This is a genomic window from Sulfurovum sp. NBC37-1, from assembly GCF_000010345.1.
Classification (GTDB): Bacteria; Campylobacterota; Campylobacteria; order Campylobacterales; family Sulfurovaceae; genus Sulfurovum.
The window spans coordinates 962900-980505 of record NC_009663.1 but is presented as its reverse complement, the minus strand read 5'-3'; the positions used below and the strand labels follow the sequence as shown (position 1 = coordinate 980505).

The 17606-nt window shown below is 45.6% G+C and carries 20 protein-coding genes; 1 reads left to right on the top strand and 19 read right to left on the bottom strand.

Annotated features, from left to right (window positions below):
- The 6 genes from SUN_RS04965 to SUN_RS12995 form a co-directional block, all read right to left on the bottom strand.
- Positions 1-525: a YbhB/YbcL family Raf kinase inhibitor-like protein gene (locus SUN_RS04965; protein ID WP_011980651.1), complete on the bottom strand. Its 525-nt coding sequence runs from the start codon at positions 523-525 to the stop codon at positions 1-3.
- A 74-nt stretch (positions 526-599) separates the two neighbouring features.
- Positions 600-1232, bottom strand: coding sequence for an ABC transporter ATP-binding protein (locus SUN_RS04960; protein ID WP_198407649.1), 633 nt, complete (start codon positions 1230-1232; stop codon positions 600-602).
- Positions 1233-1255: 23 nt separating this feature from the next.
- On the bottom strand, positions 1256-2779 hold the full coding sequence (locus SUN_RS04955; protein ID WP_011980649.1) for an ABC transporter permease: 1524 nt from the start codon (positions 2777-2779) through the stop codon (positions 1256-1258).
- Positions 2780-2781: 2 nt separating this feature from the next.
- Complete coding sequence (locus SUN_RS04950; RefSeq protein WP_041672684.1) at positions 2782-3783, bottom strand: extracellular solute-binding protein; 1002 nt, start codon at positions 3781-3783, stop codon at positions 2782-2784.
- Positions 3783-4442 (bottom strand): hypothetical protein, encoded by a 660-nt coding sequence (locus SUN_RS04945; protein WP_011980647.1) that lies wholly within the window; start codon positions 4440-4442, stop codon positions 3783-3785. The genes SUN_RS04950 and SUN_RS04945 overlap by 1 nt, the downstream gene beginning before the upstream one ends.
- Positions 4443-4849: 407 nt before the next feature.
- Positions 4850-7543, bottom strand: coding sequence for an Ig-like domain-containing protein (locus SUN_RS12995; protein ID WP_255322723.1), 2694 nt, complete (start codon positions 7541-7543; stop codon positions 4850-4852).
- Positions 7544-7773: 230 nt separating this feature from the next.
- On the opposite strand from SUN_RS12995, the gene SUN_RS04935 reads away from it, so the two are divergent.
- Positions 7774-8751 (top strand): AraC family transcriptional regulator, encoded by a 978-nt coding sequence (locus SUN_RS04935; protein ID WP_011980645.1) that lies wholly within the window; start codon positions 7774-7776, stop codon positions 8749-8751.
- Here the strand turns inward: SUN_RS04935 and SUN_RS13700 are convergent.
- The 13 genes from SUN_RS13700 to SUN_RS04875 form a co-directional block, all read right to left on the bottom strand.
- On the bottom strand, positions 8711-9118 hold the full coding sequence (locus SUN_RS13700; protein WP_198407648.1) for an HAD-IIA family hydrolase: 408 nt from the start codon (positions 9116-9118) through the stop codon (positions 8711-8713). The two genes, SUN_RS04935 and SUN_RS13700, sit on opposite strands and share 41 nt — an antisense overlap.
- Positions 9102-9464 carry a hypothetical protein gene (locus tag SUN_RS13695; protein WP_198407647.1) on the bottom strand — a complete coding sequence of 121 codons (363 nt, stop codon included), beginning with the start codon at positions 9462-9464 and terminating at the stop codon, positions 9102-9104. The genes SUN_RS13700 and SUN_RS13695 overlap by 17 nt, the downstream gene beginning before the upstream one ends.
- Before the next feature lie 50 nt (positions 9465-9514).
- A complete protein-coding gene (locus SUN_RS04925) occupies positions 9515-9847 on the bottom strand; it encodes a hypothetical protein (RefSeq protein ID WP_011980644.1) in 333 nt (110 codons plus the stop codon).
- A gap of 16 nt (positions 9848-9863) precedes the next feature.
- Positions 9864-10694: an EcsC family protein gene (locus SUN_RS04920; RefSeq protein ID WP_011980643.1), complete on the bottom strand. Its 831-nt coding sequence runs from the start codon at positions 10692-10694 to the stop codon at positions 9864-9866.
- On the bottom strand, positions 10682-11212 hold the full coding sequence (locus SUN_RS04915) for a methylated-DNA--[protein]-cysteine S-methyltransferase (protein ID WP_011980642.1): 531 nt from the start codon (positions 11210-11212) through the stop codon (positions 10682-10684). The genes SUN_RS04920 and SUN_RS04915 overlap by 13 nt, the downstream gene beginning before the upstream one ends.
- 11 nt (positions 11213-11223) lie before the next feature.
- A complete protein-coding gene (locus SUN_RS04910; protein ID WP_011980641.1) occupies positions 11224-11904 on the bottom strand; it encodes a class I SAM-dependent methyltransferase in 681 nt (226 codons plus the stop codon).
- Positions 11905-12510: a pyridoxamine 5'-phosphate oxidase family protein gene (locus tag SUN_RS04905; RefSeq protein ID WP_011980640.1), complete on the bottom strand. Its 606-nt coding sequence runs from the start codon at positions 12508-12510 to the stop codon at positions 11905-11907. It abuts the gene before it with no gap.
- Positions 12494-12877, bottom strand: a complete 384-nt coding sequence (locus SUN_RS04900) for a hypothetical protein (RefSeq protein WP_011980639.1) — start codon at positions 12875-12877, stop codon at positions 12494-12496. Before SUN_RS04900 ends, SUN_RS04905 begins: the two co-directional genes overlap by 17 nt.
- A 1-nt stretch (position 12878) precedes the next feature.
- On the bottom strand, positions 12879-13268 hold the full coding sequence (locus SUN_RS04895; protein WP_011980638.1) for a tautomerase family protein: 390 nt from the start codon (positions 13266-13268) through the stop codon (positions 12879-12881).
- A 417-nt stretch (positions 13269-13685) separates the two neighbouring features.
- On the bottom strand, positions 13686-14093 hold the full coding sequence (locus tag SUN_RS04890; protein ID WP_011980637.1) for a YiiD C-terminal domain-containing protein: 408 nt from the start codon (positions 14091-14093) through the stop codon (positions 13686-13688).
- A 2-nt stretch (positions 14094-14095) separates the two neighbouring features.
- A complete protein-coding gene (locus SUN_RS04885) occupies positions 14096-14617 on the bottom strand; it encodes a hypothetical protein (protein ID WP_011980636.1) in 522 nt (173 codons plus the stop codon).
- A gap of 83 nt (positions 14618-14700) precedes the next feature.
- Complete coding sequence (locus SUN_RS04880) at positions 14701-15279, bottom strand: TetR/AcrR family transcriptional regulator (protein WP_011980635.1); 579 nt, start codon at positions 15277-15279, stop codon at positions 14701-14703.
- Between the two features lie 60 nt (positions 15280-15339).
- A complete protein-coding gene (locus SUN_RS04875) occupies positions 15340-17598 on the bottom strand; it encodes an efflux RND transporter permease subunit (RefSeq protein ID WP_011980634.1) in 2259 nt (752 codons plus the stop codon).
- Positions 17599-17606: the final 8 nt, after the last annotated feature.

Below are 17606 nucleotides of genomic sequence, written 5' to 3'. Positions count from 1 at the left end.
TTATCTCCGATAGTATGAAACGATACTCGCTTTCGAGATCGTATGCGCGTTTATCTGATACCCGACAACCGGCGGTTTCGTACTTGCCTTTACCGGCAGTTTATTCACATCCAAAGCATACACGGTAAAGATATATCGGTGTTTATCACCCTTTGGAGGACATGCACCGCCAAATCCCGTACTTCCAAAATCGTTCAGAGTTTCAATCGTCCCTTTTGGCATTGACTTTCCGGAAGCTCCCGCAGGAATGGACGTAACATTCGCCGGAATGTTCACCGCTATCCAGTGCCACCATCCGCTGCCTGTAGGGGCATCAGGATCATACACTGTAATCGCAAAACTCTTGGTACCCTTCGGCACACCATTCCAACTCAGTTCAGGCGATACATTTTGCCCGTTACAGCCAAAACCATTGAACTCCTGCACTTTGGTGAGCTGACCTCCGACATCACTGCTCGTAAGCGTAAAATTACCGGCCACTGCCAATACACCTGCGACTATAAAAGAGATAAAAATTCGTTTCATAATCCATCCTTTTTTTAACGATTATAGCATACCTACACAAGCGCAAAGTAAAAATATTTTAGATTTTAGCGTAGTTATCTCTGTTCAATGATCTTCCCGTCTTGTATCTTTATGATTCTACTGGCGATCTCAGTGGCTTCTTCTCTGTTGTGCGTTACATACACCAGAGTAAACCCCAATTTTTCCTGCAAATCAATGATCTCCTTTCGCAAACGTCTGTTGAGATCTTCATCGAGGCTCGAAAGCGGTTCATCCATCAGCACAACCTTTGGGGAGAGGACAAGCGCGCGTGCCAGAGCGACCCTTTGTTGTTCTCCTCCCGAGAGGGCTTCTGTCTTTTTATTTTCATAGCCGGGAAGTCCAACAAGTGCCAGAAAAGCTTTGACCTTTTCCCCTCTTTCTTTTATGGGCACCTTATGCATTTTCAAGCCGAATGCTATATTTTCTCCAACACTCATATGGGGCCACAGTGCCAAGTCCTGAAAAACCATGGAGATACCTCGCTGATGAGGCGGTACGATGACGCTTCCCTCTTTACTGACGATCTTCAAATCAATTACAATTTCTCCTGAATCAGGCGCAATAAATCCTGCTATGAGTTTCAACAGAGTAGATTTCCCTGAACCGGAACTGCCCAACAGGACAAGCCGTTCTTTCGGTCTGACAAGAAGGTCTAAATCGTTTAGAACGTTTTTGTCTTCATACATAAATAAGAGGTTTTTTATTTTTATCATGCAGTTCTTCTCCGGCTCAAAATGGAAAACGGTACCACGATGGAAAGCACTATAATGGCACTAAGAGAAGCAATCGTTTCCGGTTTACCATTCGCCATCTGTGTCACAATGTAAACCGGCAGTGTCTCATAGCCCGGAGGGTACACCAGCATAGTGATCGTACTTTCCCGAAAACAGAAAATGAAACTTACCGCAAAAACAGCAATGAGCGTTTTTTTTGACTGCGGCAGGAGGATGTAGCGTAACACGGCAAACCAGTTCGCCCCGGAGATCTGCGCCGCTTCCATCATGGAAGGCGGTATCTGCAGTAGTTTGCGTTCACTCATTTTCGCCGCCACGGCCAGATATTTTCCGACGTAGCCGAATATGACGATCAGCGCAGAAGCGTAAATGACATCGAGCATCGGCCTGTTCCAGAGCAGTATCAACCCAATGGCCAGCACGGTTGCCGGAAGCGTCAGTAAAAAAACGATACTTGCATCGTAAAACCGCCAGTACGGCACTACTCTGTAAGCAATGATGTAAGCCGAGAGAAACCCGAACAGTGTCAACAAAGCCGCTCCGGTGAAGCTGTACAGAAAACTGTGCAGAAGCGGCATCCATGCCTTGGCAAAAGCAGCAAGAAGTACTTCAAAGTCTGTGATACGCAAAAACAGTGAAAGCAGTGGCAGTACAACGATCAGCAAAATGACAAGTCCCACAAAAATACTGAATCCTATCTGATATTTTTTCGGAAGTGATATGATGTTGATCCGTTCAAGCTCTTTGAGTTTGAACAGTTTTTTGTCCAGATAAACCCTTTCGACCAGTAGAACACCTGCAGCAACAACGATCATCGGCAGTGCCATCATCAGTGCCGCCTTGAAGTCGTAGAATGCACTGAAACGTACAAAACTCTCCAAAGGGAACACACTGTAACGCAGTACATTTGCCACACTGTATTCACCAAAGGTCAAGATAAATACCAGCAGAAAAGAGAGCACCAGTGCCGGTATGATCAACGGCAGGGAGATATATCTCAGCGCACCGATGTCCCCTGTATAGAGCCTTGCCGCGTCTTCAAGGTCGGGTGCGACCTGTTTCAGAAAAACCATGGTCAACACTGTCGGGATAGGCAGATAAACTGAAAAAAGCACCCAAGCCGTTCCCCCGAAACCAAAAAGGACGCTACTGAATGTGCTGTTGACGCCGATGACATCTATCCACCCCAGCGCTATGATATAAGGCGGGATCAACAGGGGAACGATTAAAAGAGACAAAAAGAATCGGGAAGTGGCAAGATCGGTCTTGGCAAAGAGTACCCCCAGAAGCATGCCTGAAAATGTCGTGATCAAGGCGACGACAAAGCTCAGGAGTAGACTGTTGACAAAACTTCCGTACACCTCTTTCTGGGAAAAGAGCGATCGAAGCGTTTGCAGGTCCATACCGCTGAAGGCATTCCATACCATCACGATGATCGGCAGTAAACCGATCAGCACAAACAGCAGGATCACACCCCACGCGAATGTCTGCCGTTGCATGACTATTTGGCCAGCCAGGCTTTGAGATAAGGCTGTATCCTTACCATTTCATCTGCCACTTTGGCATAATCGACCTTCATCACTTTCAGTTCCGAGATCGGCTTGAGCGATGCAGGCATCTTGACACCCTTGTGAAGCGGTATCTGCGCACAGTCCGCAAAGGCCAGCATCTCTTCCGTTTCAAGGCTGAGCAGAAAATCGATCAGTTTTTTGGCAGCTTCAGGATGTTTCGTGTGGGCAATGAGCATCGCTGTATTGGGGACAACGAACAAACCCATTTCCCCCTCTCTCTGATCGGGGTAAACAATGCGAATCGGATCATGCTGTTTGAGTCGGCTTACGGCATCGTCACTGTCCACCAGAGAAAAATCGTATTTCCCGGATGCAACCAGGTCCGCACTTTCACCGTTGCTTGTTGCAATGGCCACCCCGTTCGCCTTCATCTGTTCCAAAAATGCTTTCGTCTTTGCATCACCCAAAATCGTAAAAAGCGCCGCCACATGCGAAGTGGTTGTACCAAAGAGAGGATTGGCTATGACGTCTTTCCCCTTGAACTCAGGTTTGGCATAGTCGAAGACCGAAGTGGGAACATCCGTTGCATTTTTATTGACGATGAAAAGCCGTACCCTTGCCGAAAAGCCTGCCCAGTAGTGTTCTTTTTGTTTGAACTCTTCCGGTATGCCCTTGGCATTGGGACTCTCGTATGCTGAGAGTATCCCCTTTTTGCGAAGCACTTCCGCCCTGATGGGTTCATTCGCCCAGTAGACATCCGCCTGCGGATTGTTCTTCTCCGCGATCAACCGGTTCATCACCCCCGTACTTTTGGACTCTTCACTGTCATACACGGCATTGACCTTGATGCCTGTTTTCTTTTCAAATGCCTCCAGTACCGGTTCGGAGAATACCTGGTCTTCGGAGACATATACTGTGACACTCTGCGTATCGTTTTGTTTGGAACAGGATGTGAATATGAGAGATACAAACAAAAGAAGTATAAATTTCATCAATTGTTATCCTTTACAGTAAAGTCATCAAAGGAAGTAGCGGCATCCGCTTTGGTCCACACACCGACACCACCGCTTTTTTTGATAATATCATTGTCGCAATTCAATAACTTTTTACCGTCTAAAAAGCCTTCAAAATGACTGCCTTTCTGCACGATCTTCATAAGGTGCCACCTCTTCTTAAGATGCACATCAGCAGAACACAATTCCTTTCGATCACCGTTAATCACAGAGTAAAATCTGAAATTGTCTTCAAGTGGATTGAACCTTGCGACATAGTATGTATCTTTGTCCTGCACCCTCCACATAATACCGCCGCCCTGGTCTATATTCCCGCTGTTTGCTTTGAACCATACGGAGATCTCGCCATCCCTGAATGACACAGCATCGGTGTAACAAAGGTTAAAATAGCGAAAAGAGCCCCCTTCGAACGAAGAGAGAGATAAAATGTGTTTCCCGCGCGACGTGTCATTCGATCTTGTCACTTCCCAGACAGCTGCGGGATGCTCGGCATTGGTCTCTGCGCGTTTCCATGCTTGAGGAAGCTGCCCTACACTGACATTCTCAAAGTTCTCTTCAGATGTAGCACTGTACGAGAAGCTTGAGATACCGACAAGAAGCGAAAAGAGAAAGAAAAAACGTTTGATCTGCTGATGCATATTAACACTCCTGAATTTTGAATGGTTCAATTATAGCACGTTTCCTTTCCATCATAAAAAAAGTGGAATATTATTCCTGGCTACAGTATAGACCTAACAAAGCAGAGAGAAGTGGTCATTGCCGCCATACTAAAAAAGAGAGGTACCCGCATCGACCATCTTCTCGAGGTCTTCGTTACTAAGAATTTTCGGGGGAATTTACGCTCCGATGGAGCGCATAGATACATATATATGTTTAGAAGCTGATATAGGTTTCCTTCCATTTTAATGGAAGGTTTTTTACCACAAAGCGACTTTTACGCTTATTCCAACTATATCGATATGCTCCCATCATAGGAGCATCTCTGAATGTCTAACAACGGTTACTCTCCAATGTTGAGTGCCGCACTATTCTTCACGATTGCATCTTACTCGGTAGCATTAGCATCATTGGTAACCACCACATCGATTGAACCCTTTATCTCAGTGAGCTGTGCGGTAATGACCGCATTACCTACTGAGATTGCTTTCAAGTCACCAGTGTATGTACTGACACGTGCCACATCTCTATCACTACTGAACCAGGCAACATTATTATTGATGTCTTCCCACTTCACAGTGCCATCGCTGTAATTGAATTTACCGCAAGCCTGTAGCCACTTACCATGCTCTTCTACGGCTACAGTAAGTTTCTTCCCATAATCAGCATCGTTCGGAGTACATCCCCAACCCTGATCTTTCGTATTTACGATACCGATTTCTTCAAGCGTTTTCGTCGTAGTATCTTCTTTGACGTTTACATAGAACGAAGCAGTATAGTCTCTGTCGCGACTATAAGTCACTTTTATTTCAATACCGTTACCGACTCCTCGGCCAAAGACGAAAGATCCTTTTAATGTATTGACATACGCTCTCACTTGATCCGCGGACCACCAGTTAATGCCTCTTTCCGTATTGATGTACTCTTTGCTTCCATCACTGTACACGAGCCATGCCGTTGGGTAGTAGGCACCCTCACTCACCGGATCATAATTTACATCATCAACAATCGGTATATCGACAGTCTTACCAGTAATGACCGGACAGTTTCCGTCTCCACAGTAGCTCTCCTGAATTTCAATATGGTCGGGCGTCTTTCCTTCGAAGATAAAAGATTTACTTCCACGCACTCCACTGCTATGCTCTGCCGTGACCGTACCATTCGCCGCCGCAATCACTTCAAGTGTAACAAGCTTCGGATTGTCTTTATCAACTCTCACAAACGTGTCGGAATTGTCTGTTGTCCATTTAACGGTATCGGAAACATTCTGATTGCTTCCATCATTGAACGTCGCCCATGCCTCGAGTCGGATGGAGTGCCCCACTTCCGTCTTTGCAGGTTCTGGATCACTGAAGACAACAACTTCGGTGACGGTTTTTTCAACAACTGTCCCCCTAATAGTGTCGCTCACATTGCCATGGGTACCTTTGTAGGCCGCTGTCACGAAGGCATCGCCCGCTTTCAGTGCCGTCACGAGACCATTCTGGTCAACACTCACAGTTCCTACAGGACTGGCCGTCCATGTAACGTACTGCGTCACATCTCTGCCAGTCACCCCGTTATCAAAGTCCGCAAGCGCCTTGAACTTCAGGGTTTCGCCTACAACAAACTCACCATTTGTAGAAATGGAACCGTCATCCTCGACGATCTTCAGCGATGTCACCTGGGTGGGATTTTTCACATGGATCGTCAAACTACTCTCAACTAATTCGTATGCCGCCTTGATGACCGCATCTCCTTCTCTACCTTTATTGTTGGCTGTGACGATTCCTTTGTCATCTACCGTCGCCACATCCAAATTCTCGCTCCTCCATGAAACATCCTGTGTGATATCCCGAACGATACCGTCACTGAAGCTTCCCATAGCAGTCAACTGTGTCTGCTCTCCAGTAAAGAGGGTATCGTCCTCTCCCTGAATCTCAATACCTTGTAATGTGACAGGCACCGCTTTCACGCTCACAGCGTTACTTTCTACACCGTCAAGCTTTGCTTTTATCTCACTGCTGCCTGCGGCAACTGCTCTAACTGATCCATTCTTTTGTACATCGACTACTTTATCGTCGTACGCGAAGTAAGACACACGGTTCGTAACATCAGCATTTTCACCATCACTGTAGGTTGCAATGGCTTCCAATGTGCCGGTCGTACCTACCGGTACCGTGGCAGAGGTCTGGCCATTGGCAAAAGTCAACTGTATGCTCGTTATGTTAGCCGCTTTGACAGTAACTCCTCGGCTTTCACTTATACTATCGAGCGTTGCGGTGATGTTCGCCGTTCCTTCTGCATTGGCGGTGACGAGTCCTTTTGCATCGATACTTGCCACTTTTGGATCGCTACTATTCCAATTGACAGACAAAGTAATATCTTCTACGCTATTATCGCTGTAGTGTCCTGTTGCAGTAAACTGGATCTGATCGCCTACTGGCATTGTGTGGTCTAATGGTGAAAGAGTGATACTCTCCAATGTCACCGTCTCGGGCTTAACCGTCACGCTGACCATGTTACTCGCTGTTTCCTCGAAGTTCGCGGTGATTGTCGCCTCTCCCGATGCGATAGCGCTGACGAAGCCATCTTTATGCACATCGACCACTTTCGAATCGCTGACGCTGAACACAATACTATTTTCGATCTCAGAAGAAGTCAGCTCCCAAGTCGAGCCGTCACTGTAAACCACTTTTACTTTTAGCTCTCCATAGGCATCGACAGGCACTTCTACAGCAGTTTGTCCATTCTTGAACGTAAGCTGCACGTCTGTTACTGTTGCATTAGGCACTGTAACGGTAACAGTTGTTGTATCTGTAATTCCAGGTCCAGCTATTGCAGTAATTGTTGCTTGACCCGCACCGACAGCTCTGGCAGTATTACCATCCAATTTCACAATATTTTCGTCACTACTGCTAAAACTGACATTTCCAGTAATATCTTTCACATTACCGTCACTATAGGTGCCTTTCACGGTAAACGCCTGAGTCTCGCCGACTTTCAACATCGCTTGAGACGGAGTGATCTCGATGCTTTTCAGGGTTGGTGGGATTGGCGTATGATCATCGCCTCCACCTCCGCCGCCGCCACATCCGGTCATAACTACAGTTATAATACTAATAAGCATTATATACAAAAAATTTCTCTTTAAAAAACTCATCATTTCTCCTCATATTAAATATTTGAGTTCTACTTACTTTGCAAGCTAAGCAGAAAACGTATTATAATTATCTTTCATTTTATATTTTTTGTCTATTCAAAAAGCGAAAAAAAGAAAAATGTTTATCTTTATTATTATGAAGTTTAATCTGTCTATGTTAGAATTCATGTATGACAACCAAAAAACACCCATCACTCAGTGTCGATGACAATGATTTCTTTAAGTTCACTTTTACTAATTTTAGAGAAATGGAAGAGTTCGGAAAGAACTGGTCCTTTTATTGCCGATACCGTTTTGGTGTGAAGCCCTTTAAAGGTACGTACAACATCTGCCAGAATGAAGACTTCCAGATAGCCAGTGCTGTCTACCATGACGGGATGATGTACAACGGGTATGCACCCACGGGAGCGATAACACTGACACTCATCATCGACAAAGAGGGTTCTTTGACCGCGAACGGGAAGATCCTCAATGCCGGCGAGATTCTGGTACTCGATGACAGTGATGCATTTGAAATAGCCTTTTCCCACCCCATACGCAAAGGCGTAATATCGCTGAGCAAAGATTTCGTTGATATGCATTTCCCATATCTGCACCAAATGCTTGGCAGGGTATATGCTGACAGGGACGATGTACTGAAAGATTTGATACTCTCTTTGGAAGAAAACACGGAGTTCAAAAGCAGTGAGATACGCACAAAACTCATAGAAGTCCTGAAATTTTTGTCTCTTGATACCCAGGAAAAGATCACAAAAAAACTGTCGAAAAAAGAAGCCTTGATCTTCGATGTACGTGACTACATTATTAAACTGTCAGAAGACAACATACCCATTGAAGATCTGGCTAAAAAATTTGGAATGAGCGAAAGAACCTTGCAGACGGGCTTCAAAAAAATCTTCGGATACACCCCGAAAAAGTTCACCAAACTGCTGAAACTGAACCTGGCACACCGTGATATAGTAAAAAACGACGGTTCCAAGACCATCAGTGAAATCGCCATGAAATACGGCTTTGGTAATTTTGGCCTTTTTGCTCAGGAATTCAAACGGATTTACGGTGTACTGCCAAGTGAATCCACCCCCCCCCAGATCTTAACTTCTAACACTACTACAGCACCGAAGGAAGTTCCTTCACATCTACTAAAATAAAGTCTGCTTTGATACCTTTTTCCAGATCGTCCGGCTGAAATTTTCCCGTTTTGACCAATGCGGCTTTCATTCCGGCATCCTGGGCACCTTTGACGTCTGACTCTATGTCGTCGCCTATCATCAGTACTTCGTCGGGTCTGAGTCCCATCGAAGCGGCCGCCAGATGGGAAAAGTCACTGCTTGGCTTTCCTATGAGTATTGCCTCCGTACCCGCAGCGAACTCCAGCGCAGCGATGAACCCTCCCGCATCCATGGAGAGTTTGCCGTCACTGTCCTTGAAGTAACGGTTTTTAGCTGCAGCAATCAATTCGGCACCTTCCTGTAAAGCCCTGAAGGCACCGTTGAGTCTCTCAAACGTGAAATTCAAATAGGCATCCCCCCACTACCACAAAGTCAGGGGTGTCTGACCGTAGCGCTTCAAAGTATGCTTCCGCTTCATCGGTCAGTACGGTATAGACGGTACCGTTCTGCTCAGTAACATAATCTTTGGTAGCATTGAGAGCAGTAAAAAGCATTTGGGGGTCGATGTCAAAGCCCATCTTTTGCAGTTTGTTGTAAATCGTTTCAGGAGTTCTGCGTGTAGTGTTGGTCAGAAAACGCATCGGGTAGTCCCATTGCAATGAAGCGATAGTTTCAGCTGCACCTTCGATGGCATATTCTCCGGTGTAGAGAACACCTCCGATGTCAAACAGTAAGCCTTTGATTTTACTCATAAGAACTCCTTATTTGAATTGAATCTGTTATATTATAACATAAGAACCGATCAGACGATCACCTTCAGCATCTTCGCATACTCTTCGGGGATTTCAAAAGATTTGCCTTCGAGGTAAGAGGCAGCAACTGTATTGATCCAGGCTCTGGAAGTATGGATGCCGTAGATCTTCAGAAAATGTTTGCCGTTCTCCTTTGTCAACTCATAACGCTCGACATGAACGGCAAGTGGTTCCTTCTCCCCTTCAAGAAGTACTTCCATAGTTATACTTTTCTTTTCGGAATCCAAATTGAGTTTCAGCATCTTCCCGTACTCCTTTATGTAAGCGTTTATAGCGACCTTGGCACCTTTTGACAGTGCGGCATCTTTCACTTTTTTCAACATCTCTCAAAGCTCCGTTTCACAGGATAAGGTTGTTATAGAGCATTTCTATCTTCTCACTGCCGTACTTCTTCTCCAGCCGTTTGATGATGAAATGCCCCTCTGCCATATCCTGAAAGTGGTCGATAAACATCAGGTTGATCGCCGCACCGCCTGCCGCACCCACAAGCGGAATGGTTTGTGCCGCCAGTTTTTCGGAAACCACAATGCCAAAGCGCGAAGCGATGGTATTGATGAATTTGATGAGTATGGGCATCTGTCCTTTGGCAAGGGCATCCTGTATAGCTTTGCTGCTCATATGTGAAACGCTCTGCAGCGCCGCCCTCATTTCAAATGCCAGTGTGGCACGTGCTGCGAAATAGGCACTTTCACTGGCATCGTCATCACTGTTTCTGGTACTTCCCAGAGAAAAAACCTCAAGGCAGGCCAGTCTGGTTTCCATATCGTTCAGATTGTGCTGCTGCGACTGTGCCACATCGGCAATACTGCGCAGCATGATGGTAGTGGAGACTGGCAGTTCTATGGCCAGTGCCGACAGGCCGAAGAAACCACCCACCGCACCACTTCCACCAACCATCAGTTTGTGTTTTAAATTCTCGGGTAACGTACCCTGCTGCCCCTCGTTTAAACTCCCTATGGCTACGTCCAGAGCTTTTCCCAGGGCCTTGGATGTCGCCCTGTTGAGCGTTTCGGAGTCTATCTTATCTATGGCAAACTCTATCGGCTTGCCCAGATATCCCGCCACCTTCATGGCAAAACCGGGGTTTTCCAGGATCATCTTTGCTTTTTGAAGGTCCTGCAGATCCTGCTTGCTGAGTTCGTTGTCTGAAAAAGGTTCTACTGCATACATATCGGACTCCTCTGTTCTAATTCTAACAACTTCTTCTTAACCTCCAAGCCACCGGCATACCCGGTCAGGGTACCGTCAGAACCGATAATGCGGTGACAGGGTATCAAAATGGAGATGGCATTGGCGCCAACAGCTGACGCTACGGCACGCACCGCTTTTTCATTGCCGATACTTTTGGCAAGGTTAAGATAGGAGACAGTACTTCCGTAAGGTATTCGCAGTAAAGCTTCCCAGACAGATCTTTGAAAATCGGTACCCACCGTCAGTAGAGGAATATCAAAGACTTTTCGCTCTCCCTCAAAATACTCACCAAGCTGTTTAACCGCTATTTCAATGACATCACCCGACTCTTCGACGTAAACTGTGTTCAGCGCTCGTTTGAGCCGAGTATCCACCTGTTCTCTTTGTTTCCGGTATCGCCAATCAGCAAGACAGAGTTTGCCAGCATACTCTCCCACTATCAGTTCGCCAACTGGCGTTTTGACATACTGTATATTGATCATAGGTTCTACAGACATCTATCGCCTCTTTACGGCTTCGTGATCTTCAGCATCTCATTGGCACCTTTTTGAAACTCGTAGTCGGTTTTGACCACTTCTGCCTTGAAGCCTTCCTGCTCCAGCAACCTGATCATTCTGTCCACATAGGGCGAACGCTCGTTGGTCAGTGTCAATAATGGGAAAATGCGTACTTCATCGGCCACTCTTAGCATCTCATCGATCGCTGCTTTATGAAAGGCCTCATCGAGGTGATCGCTATAGAGAAAAAGAAAATGTGAACTGAGCGCCAGGTCAAAGCTGCCGTCTTCAAAAGGCAGGTTGGGGAGTTCCGCTTCGATGTATCTGCCCTCCTCTTTCCCATCCTCATAATCCATCAGGAATTCCATCATCGCTTCGATGCGAATGTGCTCCAGTGATTCCACATCGGGGATGTTCTTCCAGACGAAATTGTCCGCATTTGCTTTCACCTGCGCCATCACATCTTCGGCCACCTCATCTATGCGCTGCATGATCTCTTTTTTGCTGTAGGCATAGAGCGGATCAATGGAGACAACCGTACCGTCGTCATAGTCCACTTCGGTATTGAAACTCGAAGGGCCGTCACCGCATCCGAGTATCTTCATGTTCATAACATCATTTTGTGAAAGGTTGAACATCTCCATATATTCTTTTTTGCTGCGTCCCCAGGGGACGATGTTTTCCAACTTCATTCACTTTTCCTTTTCTCTAAACTGTTTCATCAACATGACCGTTTCACTGTCAATCTCCGTACCGCGTTCTTCAAGATGAGAAATGATCATTTCGAAACGCTCCTTCGGTAGGTGCTGCCCCAGTTTAAACTTTGCCCGCGTGCGTCGGGGTACAATCTTCAATACAACTGTAGCATCCAGAACTTTATCATACTCTGTATCTTCAAAAGGTTTGTATCCACCTTCAGGCTGAAATTTTTCCATAAGCTTTACAAAGATATTGCGTTTCTCATCTCTGTTTCCTATGATCTCAACCTGACCTTCAATGTGCACCGACTTGAAAAACTGTGTCGCCGGGCATGCAAGGCCTCCGGTAGAACTGAAAAAAGAGGGAATAAGCGAAGCGCTCTCGACGACGCTGAATGAGACCTCGGCATTACTTGTAAGCATTTCTATCTTTCTGCCTTTGCGCGAACCATGAAAGAAGAGCGCTTCATCTATCCGCACAAAATTGACAGGGACGGTATAGGGCTTCCCATCACCGCTAAGTCCAAGCACGCCATACTCCGCCCTGTCAAGCAGCGCATCGATAATGCTGCGCTCCGTGATCTCAAAAACCGGTTTCATCTTTTACTCCCTCCTTCAAATGGTACAGATATCCTACCACATAAATACTTCCAATGATCATACCCGGCAGCAGGGTCAAAAAGATGTGTTCTGTGCCCACCGTATAATGCACGGCCGCCTGTGTGCCTACGATGAACGCGAACCAGGCCAGCACATACCCGGTCAGTTGTATGAAATTTCCTGCAATACGGTGAATGATCTCCAGGTACATCGCCAGAATGACGGTAATGGCAAAGCTCATACTCCCCTGGGTAAACGCAGACGTTACAGCACCCGTATCATTGGCACCATACGCCCACGTCCCGTAAATGAAAAAAGCAGCGGCCGCGTTCTTCAATATCTTCTTGTAAGGCAGTGATGCAATCATCCTACACCTCCACCTTGTAATCTAGTACGATCTCATCACCGCCCATCCCACGGAAGCCGAAATGATACGCCGGGGCTTCCTGTATAAAGATCTCCAGATCATTTCCGGCAATACCCAGTTCCTCTTCAATATGCTTGAACAATAGCGCGATGAGTTTCTTCTTCGCCTCTTTACTTCGCCCCTCCATCATCGTGATCTCTATGATGGTATAGGCACTGCTTCTGTCCTCGGAGAAGAGCATATCTTCCGCTTTCATCGGGAAGAAACGGTGAAACCGCTTATTTTTGGGAAACTGCAACGCTTCCACCACACAGCGGTGTATCACCTCGGACAACCGCACTTTCTGAGGGTTCAGATGAGAATCCAACCCGTATATTTTAACCTGTGACATTGTTAAAACCTCAATTAATATTATTAAATATATAAACAGAAAGGTCTTGCTTCCTGCTTTGAACCCGGATTTTGCAATAGAATCACAAAATATTTTGCTGATGCTTGTCTTATGGGTGTTTACAAAGAATTTGAAGTTAACCCGTAGGTTAAGCGATGATTCTTTGTGAATGTCCATGAGGCAATGATCTGTGAGAGATTACTGATCTCTATTGCAAAATCCGGGTTGAAAGGTATGTGGACATACCTGCATTAAATCTGTGTATCGTTGATAGGTAAGATATCAGCTGAAGGGAATGATAATGGCTTAGCGCCATCTTCTTTGGAGCAGTCTTATAGTAGTGTAGTGTGACATTTTTGATAATTTCATTTCTGCTCCTTTGTAGTGTTGGTGAAAGTGTAAAGCAATTTTCCTTAATCAGCGCTTGGTGACAAACCAGTCAAAAGTACCCCTGAAACACTCCGTATCTTCTGCATCTGTCAATACAACACTAACGGTAATGCTGCCCCTCCCCTTTGCCTTGAACTGCCTCTCTAAACGTTCTTTGTCCGCATCATCCGCATATGAGGATGCACATACTTCAGTGTTGACAGGTTTGACATATCTGACAGAAGCACTGCGAAGCAGAGGAATGACTATACCGGAGAGTTCCGGAAAAAGATCCTGCAAACCAAGGCCGCTCTGGCTCTCTGCCAACGTATAAAGCGCACCTGCGTGGATCGTACCGATGTGATTATGCAGCGCTGAAGCGTTCTCCATGCAAAGCCGACCGCCCTTCTCTTCCACCTTAAGATGCTTGACAAAAGGTATTTCCGTGATATTCAACACTACTCCTTTACCGCATATGCTGTCAATATACGACCATTTCTAAATATCGTTCCGGCATGTTCAATGGCATCAAAAACATCTTTTTGACTCCAACCCATAGCGTAGAGGGCATCAAGGTCATTTTGCATACACGCCCTGCTCTCATAGATCGCCCTGATGGCATACTTACCCAGGGCCTTATGTCTCTCATCCAGAGGTATGTTCGCCATATCTGTTACAACACCATCGAGCACAGCCTGTGCATAGCCACGGGAGAGGAGCAGTTTAGTGTTATACATTTTACAATAATCGTACCCCTCACTAAATGCGATATGCAGACGAATGAAACCAAACAGGTCAAATTCTATGTTGGGATGTTTTACGATGCGAAGCACTGCTTTAAAAAAATCTTCCAGATACGTTGCATCTATATTGCCGAGAAATTCCATCTGCGGCGGGATATTTCCATAAACTGCCTTGACTTTCTTATAGAGATTATCAAGGCGCTCTTTTTGTGCGAGATTGGGTTTTACCATGAACATAACGATCCTTTTTTCAATATTAGACTAAATGGTCTAATTATAGTGTAGAGAAAATGTGCTTAAATTAGACTGATTGGTCTATTTTAGTACTGTTTCAGTGTTTCAAGGATGAATTTGCTGTGTTGAATGAACTTTCTGGGGCTTGAGAGTGTCGGACTGAGTGAGAGTACGCCCCAGGTGCTGTTAAGCAAATAAGCAGCGAAAGCTTCAGGGTCAAGGGTATCGCTAAACTCACCGCTTTCTATACCGCTGAGTAACAGTGCCGCAGCCTTCTTTTGCATCTGTGTCACTTTGGCGCTCAACATTGCATCAAACTCACTGTCAACCGGTGAAAGTTCAACCATCAGTCGGTACAACGGACATCCGTAAGTAACAAGCGGTCTGTTCCTGCTCATTGCAGCAAAGGTCTTTCTCAGGGCATCTGTTACACTCACCTCCTCTTCTTTCTCAAAATTGAAGAAGAGGTCCATTTTGGGAAAGAGCCGCTCCTCTACCATCGTGAGTACCAATGCTTTTTTACCCTTGAAATAGTGATACATCGACCCTTTGGGAATGCCCGCTTTTTTGAGGATGGTATCGACCGATGTAGCGGAATAACCGTGGATATAAACTTCATCGAAAGTGATGTCGAGAAGTTTTTCGCGTGTGGGTTGTTTGTTCATACTATCCTCTGTTATTCTTAAAAAATAATCAGCTTTTTTTAGAGATTAGTACATATGTGATTAAAACCTGCTTTTATACACCAAATTCAACAATGCCGGTAAAAGCAGCAGATCAAGTACAAGTGCAATGTTGAGTGCAATAACCGTTACAATGGCAAAATTTACGTTTGGGATGAAACGACTCACCCCAAACACTGCGAAGGTCAGTGAGAGGATCAGTGTTGTCAATATCATCGCATTTCCGCTATGGCTCATGACATAGTCTATACTCTCTTCAAAAGATTTCTCTTTGATCGCATCGAAGAATTTGCTGAAAAAATGTATTGTATCGTCTACGGCGATCCCCAGAATGACCGCAGCAGAGATGGCAACGCCTATGTCAATATGAATTCCCAGGTATCCCATGACCCCGGCAACCAGTATCAATGGAGCTACATTGGGGAGAATGAACAATAGAAGCATTTTCAGATTTCTGAAGATAAGGAACATCGCTACCATCACAACGAGCAGAGTGGAGACGATGGATATAACCAGTGTATCGGTCACACTGTTTTGCATATAGGCAAAAATAGCCGCCTGTCCCTGTACATCTGCGCTATAGGAAGTATGGGTGCGCCACCATTTTTTGATCCATGCTATCATTTCCAGATCTTTGGACGTATCCTGCACATTCAGGTTCAGTGTCAGTCTGAGGTAGCGTTCGTTGGTATCAACCTGATCGTTTATCTCCATTCCCTGAGGCAAACTCATGGAATACAGCAGCAAATATTGTGCTACAAGATTTTTATCATCAGGCACCGTCATGCCGGTATTCGGGTTCAACGTCTTTTGCATCCTGACGATGATATCTTTGAGCGAAATACTGAAACGCACTACCGGGAACTGCTGTTTCAGAGCTTTTTCAAAATCTATGATCTTCTCAAGAAATTTCGGATCTTTGATCCCCTCTTTGCGTCCGGAGTCAAGTACGACCTCATAAACCATGGGACCCGTAATGTGCTTCTCTATGAAATCGCTGCCGCTCCTGACAACTGTATCGGGAGAGAAATACTTGATGCTGTTACTGTCAACTTTGACATAGCGCAATCCGTATCCGGCAAGCAGGAACAGCAATACAAAGATCACGATAATCTTTCTATCATGTCTTGCGATAAAGGCACCATATCCTGTAATATTTGATATATCCAGGAAGTGCACCGGCTTGGCAGTATGGTTCTCTTTGCGTGTCAGTAAAATCGCCGGTGCCAGCGTCACACTCAGCACAAAGGCGATGAATGCTCCACTGGTAATGGCGATCCCAAGGGTGGCTATGGGTTCTATGGCACTCAAGCCCAGTGTCGCAAAGCCGGTGGCTGTCGTAAACGAGGTCATAGCAATGGGCAGAAAGTTCTTTTGCAAGGCGACGGTGACCGCTTCTTTGTTCATCAGACCCTTCTGTCGGTAATAGCCCCATGCAAGAAAGAGATGCATAGCATCGGCAATGGCAATCGCAGAGATGAATGAGGGGATATTGACGGTAAAATTGTTCAGTTTGTAGCCTGAAAGTATCTGCATACTCAAAACGATCAAGAACGTAAAGACAATCACAACAGAAGGCACAAGCACTCCCATTACATCCCTAAAAAGCAGCCAAAGTATCATAACAACGATCACTACGGCCAAAGGCATCAGCAGCAGGGCATCATGTTGGGAAACCGTAACGAGAGAAGCAGTAATGGCCGGTACACCGGAAAGGTAAAAACGGTACCCGGTCTCTTTTTCCGTTTTTTTGAGTATGCTTTGAAGCTTCTGCATGACCTCAATATTGACCGCTTCATCACTCCCCTGCAAAGATGCAAGTTTTACGGCAATAAGGGTCGTTTCCCCGTCTTTGCTGATCAGATGGTTCACGATCAGCGGATCATGCAGCGCCAGTACTCTTTTGGCTTTTAAGTCATCCGTACGCTCATCTATAAAATCTTCGACAATAATGTCATCATCCTCACTGCGGATATTCTGATAGTTCGTCAGAGAATCTACCTTCTGAACCCCTTTGATCTTTTGAAACTGCCGGGTTAGTTCCAACACCGTTTCGATTGCCTTGGCTCTGAATATCCCATGCCTGTCCTCAAAAGCAACGACAAAGGTATCATCGCCGCCAAAGGTATTTCTGAAAGCATCATACGATGTGACGATCCTGGAGTCTGCATCGAACCAGATACGGTAATTCCCTTCATAGGCGATATGCCTCAAAGAGAAAGAGAGCAATAGTGTGATCAGGGTTATAAAGAGTATCAGTCTATATTTGTATGTGTCCAAAAAGTCTATGTATTTCTGCATGGTTATTC